We start from the raw sequence: 6,282 nt of genomic DNA, 5'->3' as shown, positions 1-6,282 counted from the left end.
CCTGGCTGTAGAAAAGTATGATGAGGCCATGAATATGGTAGCGGCCAGGATAGAGCGAGCAGGCGATAAAGGACTGTTTACGGGAGATATAACGGCGCTGGCGGGGAATGCCACGGCTAAGCACCTCTCTGTACTGGACATGGTCTATGACATGGTGCTGAACGAAGAAGCAAAGGCTGCCATAGTACATGCAAGAGAGGTGTCGTTAACAGGACAGCAAAATGCCCTGGCAGCTCTGGCCAAACATGACCCGGTAAGGGCAGTTGAGATTAATCTGGCTGCCATGAGTGGCCGGCTGAACAGGGTCGGAGCAATGGCTGAACAAGACGATATTGAAGGACTGGAAAATGCCCTGGAGCAGTTCGAGGAGATGGCTGAATTCGGCGAAGAGATTTCCCAAATTGCGCAGGGCGTAGGCATAAATATAACTAGAGTGGAGGAACTGCTAGCCCTAGCGACTTCTGCCATACCGAAAACACTGCCGAGGGAACGAGCCATATTCGCCGGTTCCATCGCATCCATGGCCGCCGTGGGTTCATAGCCACAATGGACCATACAATCCGCACATTTGGGATTGCCACTCTTGCGTCCGTACTGACTCCAGTCGGTGTTTTCCAGCAACTCCTTGAAGCTGTCGTAATGACCTTCATCGAGGAGATAGCAGGGTTTTTGCCAACCTAAAACACTGTAGCTGGGACTGCCCCAGGGCGTACATTCGTAGTCTTTGTCTCCCATGAGGAAGTCCAAGAACAGGGGATTGTGGTTAAAGTCCCATTTCTTTTTACCCGCTTTGAAGGGCGACAAAATTTCCCGAAACAAGGATTTCGTCTGTTCCCGTTTCAAGAAATTATCTTGATCCGGGGCTTTCTCATAACTATATCCCGGAGAAATCATCATGCCATCGACCCCTAACTCAGTTAAGAAGTCGAAGAACGCTTGCATTTCTTTCGGGTCTGTGCCTTCAAATACGGTGGTATTGGTGGTGACCCGAAACCCTTTGGCTTTGGCGGCTTTGATGGCATTGACGGCGATATCAAATACCCCTTTGCGATCGACACATTCATCATGTTTCTCTCGCAAGCCATCGAGGTGAACACTAAAGGTTAGATAGGGCGACGGGGTGAATTTTGAGAGGGTTTTTTCCAGTAAAATGGCGTTGGTGCAGAGATAGATGAATTTCTTGCGATCGACTAAACCGGCGACAATTTCATCAATTTGGGGATGTAGGAGGGGTTCTCCTCCGGGAATGGAAACGACGGGTGCACCACATTCATCGACGGCGGCGAAACATTGTTCGGGGGTTAGATTCCGTTTGAGGATTTCGGTGGGATGCTGGATTTTACCGCAGCCGGAACAGGCTAAGTTGCAGCGATACAGGGGTTCAAGCATTAAGACGAGGGGAAATTTTTTGCGCCCTCTTAACCGCTGTTCAACGAGATATTTGCCAACGGCAACAGCCTGCTGAATTTGAATAGCCATATGTGTCGTTCTCCTCTCACCAATAACACATCAACAGACAGACTTGACAATGGACAATTAAGAATGAGCAGAGTCAGGCTGGTTGATGTTTTGACTGCTAGATATGGGAAATACCTAGGCCTACTATTTTAACGGAAAGCGTTGGAGTTGGCAGGGGAGATTGGCAAAATGGAGGGGATTAGGGGGAGGTGATTTCGTAGCGATCCGGGAATGGAGTAACGTTGAGGGTTCCAGTGTCGCCGTCGAGTTCAGCGATGACACCAACGGGGAGGGCGGCGTTGACTCCGTCATGGCCGAAGGGTAACTCGGAGACGATGGGAATGTTGAGATCTTCGAGACGATCGCGTAAGACGTCGGCCATACTCAAACTGGGGGTGTCTGGGGGAACGTCGCCTCGGCTAAACCGCCCCAGGGCGATCCCTGCAATATGTTTGAAGCGGCCCGACATCCGCCAATGGGTGAGGAGGCGATCGATACGATAGGGAAGTTCGCCGGTATCTTCAAAGGCTAGGATGGCCCCGGTTAGGTCGGGTTCGTGGGCGGTTCCAATGAGATGAGTGGCGACGGTGAGATTCCCGGGAAATAACCGTCCGACACAGCTTCCACCGCCCCAGCCTTGACCTTGGATGGGGGCGATCGCCCGCCCGGAAACCCACTTAAACAGCCGTTGTTGAGACCAATCGGGTTCGGCCGCCAAAGTGGTCAAAAGGGGGGCGTGTAGCCCCGATATACCCTCGCTGGATAGACTCCAGAGAAGGGCGGTAATGTCGGAAAATCCGATCAGCCATTTGGGGGGTAAATGTACGCCCCAATTCCAATTTTCCAGGAGTCGCGTGGCCCCGTAGCCGCCGCGAAGACAGAGGATTCCCTTGACGTCGGGATCATGGAAACTGTCGTAAAGTTGTTGTCGCCGTTGAGGATCTGGGGCTGAGAGATAGCCATGTTGCTGGTCCCAGCCGGGGGTTAAGACCAGATTGTAGCCGCGATCGCGCCAAAGTTGCAGTCCCTGTTCACACGCGGTTTTTTCTCGGAGTCCGCCACTGGGGGCGATGACGTGAAGAGTATCTCCAGTTTGCAGGGATGGGGGACTCAATAAACGCAAGTGCATAGGCTTTGAGAGGGACATTGAGGCGATCGCATCCTCAAGTCTACTCGGTATTGCCGAAAATGACCTCCAGGGCAGACACCAGGCGACGATTTTCTGGGGGACGTTTGACGGCGACGCGGACAAAGCGATCGCCCAATTCCTGGAAACTCAAGCAATCTCGCACAAAAATCCGTTGTTCTCGCAATAACAACCGTTGTAACTGATCTCCGGGCATCTGGGTTCTCACCAACAAGAAATTGGCCGCCCCCCAATCGGCGGATAAGCCGGGAATGGCGTTAATCGCCTCCCATAGCTGCTGTTTACTCGTCTCTAGCCAGGTATAGGTTCGGTCCTGAAACGCCGTATCTTGTAACACCGCTGCCCCAGCTGCCGCTGCTAAACTGTTCACGGACCAAGGATCACGCCACTCTTGCCAACGTTGCAGGCGATCGGGGTGAGAAATGGCGTAGCCTAAGCGTAGGCCGGGAAGACTGTAAAACTTCGTCAGCGATCGCAAGATAATCAAATTGGGAAACTCTTCAACCCAATCAATCAGGCTTTCCTGAGACTCGGGCCGCAAAAAATCCATAAATGCCTCATCGGCCACCACCAGCTTAGCCGTTTCTAAGATGGCCCGAAAGCGCCAACGGGGCCAAAGTTGCCCCGTGGGATTATGAGGATTGTTAAACAATAACCCCTCTCCAGGGCGAGGATGCCAAAGAGGTTGATTCCAGGCTGATACCGGACGAATGGCCACATCAAACGTCCGTAAAGCCCGGCCATAATCAGAAAACGCCGGGAGGGGCAACAAAACGCGATCGCATTGAGAGAGTTCTAACGCCGTCCAAGTCAGCAATTCAGCGGCCCCATTTCCCGGTAATACCCAAGCTGGATCGAGATGATGGACTTGGGCGATCGCCTCCCGTAAGGGACGATACTGAGGATCAGGATAGTTGCGGAGATGCTTCAAGGCCCCGTCAATGGCCGCCAACGCCGAAGCTGGAGGCCCCAGGGGATTGATATTCGCCGAGAAGTCTAAAATTTCTTCAGGTTTGCATCCGGCTAGGGAGGCGGCCCAAGTCAAATTTCCACCATGAGTGGGAGGCTGAGTCATGAAACAAGGATAGGAAAGCAATGTTAATGGGCTGAATTGAGGGATAACAGTGAAGGCCCCAACTCATGGCTGTAGCGTGCCCAGATTAACGATACTCCTATGATAGCCCCCCCGACCAGTAGACGACGGCTGAGGGCCAAAGCCTCCCTGACGACGACTGGGGTAATGGGCCGCCGAGACGTTCCTAAGCGGGGTTTCTCAATCACCACCCCTTGATAGGTGTTGACGCCTCCTAATTGAACTCCTAAGGCGATCGCATAAGCTGATTCACTCCAGCCTGAATTGGGACTGGGATCGAGGCGGGCCTGCTGGCCACATTGTCCCCAAAAACGGCGGGGATGGCCCGAACCTAGGGCGACACTAGCTACCGTGAGACGACAGGGAAGCCAGGTTAACACATCTTCGGTGCGCGCACTACACCAGCCGAGATCCGTATAGGGCGGGCGTTTGTAACCGACCATGGAATCCAGGGTGCTAACGGACTTGTAGGCCAAAGCCACCACAGCCGCGCCCCCTGGAGATACAATTGACCCAACAATTGCGTAGAATAACGGAGCGGTGACCCCATCGACCGTATTTTCGGCTACCGTCTCTAAGACTGCCCGTAAAACGTCCTCGTCCGAGAGGGTATCGGTATCGCGGCCGACATAGTTTTTGAGTCGTTGGCGGGCCTGTTGGATATCTCCCGCCAGAATGGGGGCCAAGACATCTTCGGCGGCTTGGCGTAAACTGCGGGCCGCAAGACATGAGGCCAGGATAATCATGGCCACGGCCACCCCCAGCCGGGGATGAAGCCAGGTTCCTAGGGCAATCATGGCCCAGGCCATGGCCCCGCTACCCATCATCATCAACAGCGTTAACCCCACTCCTAGCCAACGCAAGCCTCGCGGTGAGTCGGTGAGGTTCAGGGCCATCTGGGTATAGGCGGAAATGACCCAACCCATGACTTGAACGGGATGCAGCCAATGCCAAGGATCGCCGATGAGTCTGTCTAATACTAAGCCTCCGATGAGGATCGTGATGGCCAAATCCCCCTGGGAGATGGAATCTCCGAGGTTCATGACGTAACTCTCGCCTCTAACCATTGCCACAGTTTCTCACGGCGGAAGTCGGCAATGGCAAACTTGGCCCCCGCGTCTTGTAATACGTCGGGGGAGTGGGTGGTGGCCATGCCGATGGTGACGACACCGGCCCCAACCGCACTGCGAATCCCCAGGGGGGTATCTTCAAAGGCGATCGCCGTCTCAGCCGGAACAGATAAGCGTTCTAACGCGGTTTGGTAGGGGAGTGGATGGGGTTTTCCTTGGGGCAATTCTTCGCTGATGACGACGGTATCAAAGCTATGGCCTAAGTCGAGGGCGGTTAACATCATCTCGGCGTTGTCCCGAGGGGCGTTGGTGACGACGGCGGTGGCGAGATGGTGGTGCGATCTCCATCTCAAAAGCTCATCTAAGCCCTCTAATCGCGTCATCTGACCCCCTCGTTCCCGAAATAGGGCTTCTTTGCGGTGCGCCAGCTTCATCCCGGCTTCCTGGGGCAAATGACCTAAAACGTCGCGGACGATCGCCTCGTTGCGATGTCCCACCATATACTCGTTATAGAAGGCGCGATCGATGGTAATCCCCTGTTCTCTGAGAAGTTCTTGCCAAATGGCAAAATGCAAAATATCAGTATTAACAAGGGTTCCATCGAGATCGAACAGAATCGCGTTTAGCACAAATGTTAGGTTTCCCTCATCCTTAGAATAGTTGCTGTCCCATTTTTGCAAACTTCGACCCAGCCGTCAGCCTCTCTGGGATTGGCGTCCCCGTAAACCCTGAATCAATACTGAATCAACACTGAATCGATAATGACTTCCTCAATTCCCAGTTTTGGCGATCGCGCCCACAGTGCCATCAAGACTCATGTTAAGCATATCCTCAAGTATGAAGAGGAGGTGTTGGGCGATCGCGATCCTGAAGCCCTCCATCAGATGCGGGTGGGGATGCGACGTTTACGCAGTGACACCGTCGGGTTCGCCGCTGCGGTGATTCTCCCGAAACCCGCCCAAAATTCCAAAATTGGCAAGATGGCCCGCACCCTTGGGGTATTGCGGGATATTGATGTGATGCAGGCCTTGCTAGAACAAGATCTCTTGCCCAATTGTCCCAAAAAGGAACGCGATCGCCTGCAACCGGCCCTGAAAACCCTCGCCAAACGTCGCAAAACGGCCCGCAAGGAGGCTGAAGCGTTACTCCTGGGTAAGTCGTACAACAAGTTCAAAGGGGCGATTCAGGAATGGTTACAACATCCTCAATACAGTCCCTACGCCACCCTACCGATTCAATCGGTTTTGGCGGATGTCTTACTCCCGAGTGTGAGTCGTCTCCTCCTCGAACCCGGTTGGTGGGTGGGGTTATCGCCTGAGACATCTCCCGAAACATCTTCTGAGACATCTTCTGAGACATCTCCTGAGACATCTTCTGAGACATCTCCCGAAACATCTTCTGAGACATCTTCCCAAATCAGCCGTGAGGCGGTGGATGAGTTACTGCTGCAACAGGGTAAGGATCTCCATGAATTGCGTAAGCAAACCAAGCGTGTTCGCTATCTGATGACAATC

General features: G+C 53.6%; 6 protein-coding genes. 1 reads left to right on the top strand and 5 read right to left on the bottom strand.

Going from position 1 to position 6,282, the window contains the following annotated elements; all coding sequences use genetic code 11:
* Positions 1 to 144: 144 nt before the first annotated feature.
* The 5 genes from hpnH to R6U67_RS15410 form a co-directional block, all read right to left on the bottom strand.
* Entirely contained in the window at positions 145 to 1,479 is a 1,335-nt protein-coding gene (gene hpnH, locus R6U67_RS15430; protein WP_410253371.1) for an adenosyl-hopene transferase HpnH, read from the bottom strand.
* Positions 1,480 to 1,657: 178 nt separating this feature from the next.
* Complete coding sequence (locus R6U67_RS15425) at positions 1,658 to 2,587, bottom strand: LD-carboxypeptidase (protein WP_410253370.1); 930 nt, start codon at positions 2,585 to 2,587, stop codon at positions 1,658 to 1,660.
* A 40-nt stretch (positions 2,588 to 2,627) separates the two neighbouring features.
* Entirely contained in the window at positions 2,628 to 3,680 is a 1,053-nt protein-coding gene (cobD, locus tag R6U67_RS15420; protein WP_410253369.1) for a threonine-phosphate decarboxylase CobD, read from the bottom strand.
* Positions 3,681 to 3,703: 23 nt separating this feature from the next.
* A complete protein-coding gene (cbiB, locus tag R6U67_RS15415; protein ID WP_410253372.1) occupies positions 3,704 to 4,765 on the bottom strand; it encodes an adenosylcobinamide-phosphate synthase CbiB in 1,062 nt (353 codons plus the stop codon).
* Positions 4,738 to 5,397 (bottom strand): HAD family hydrolase, encoded by a 660-nt coding sequence (locus R6U67_RS15410; RefSeq protein WP_410253368.1) that lies wholly within the window; start codon positions 5,395 to 5,397, stop codon positions 4,738 to 4,740. The genes cbiB and R6U67_RS15410 overlap by 28 nt, the downstream gene beginning before the upstream one ends.
* Before the next feature lie 132 nt (positions 5,398 to 5,529).
* Here R6U67_RS15410 and R6U67_RS15405 point away from each other — a divergent pair.
* The coding region (locus R6U67_RS15405) for a CHAD domain-containing protein (protein ID WP_410253367.1) at positions 5,530 to 6,282 on the top strand (753 nt) is incomplete at its 3' end.

Origin of the sequence: Sodalinema sp., from assembly GCF_046483825.1 — a bacterium.
In the GTDB taxonomy this organism is placed as follows: Bacteria; Cyanobacteriota; Cyanobacteriia; order Cyanobacteriales; family Geitlerinemataceae; genus Sodalinema.
Note: the sequence above shows the minus strand (reverse complement) of the source record. Positions and strands in the feature narration are given on the sequence as shown.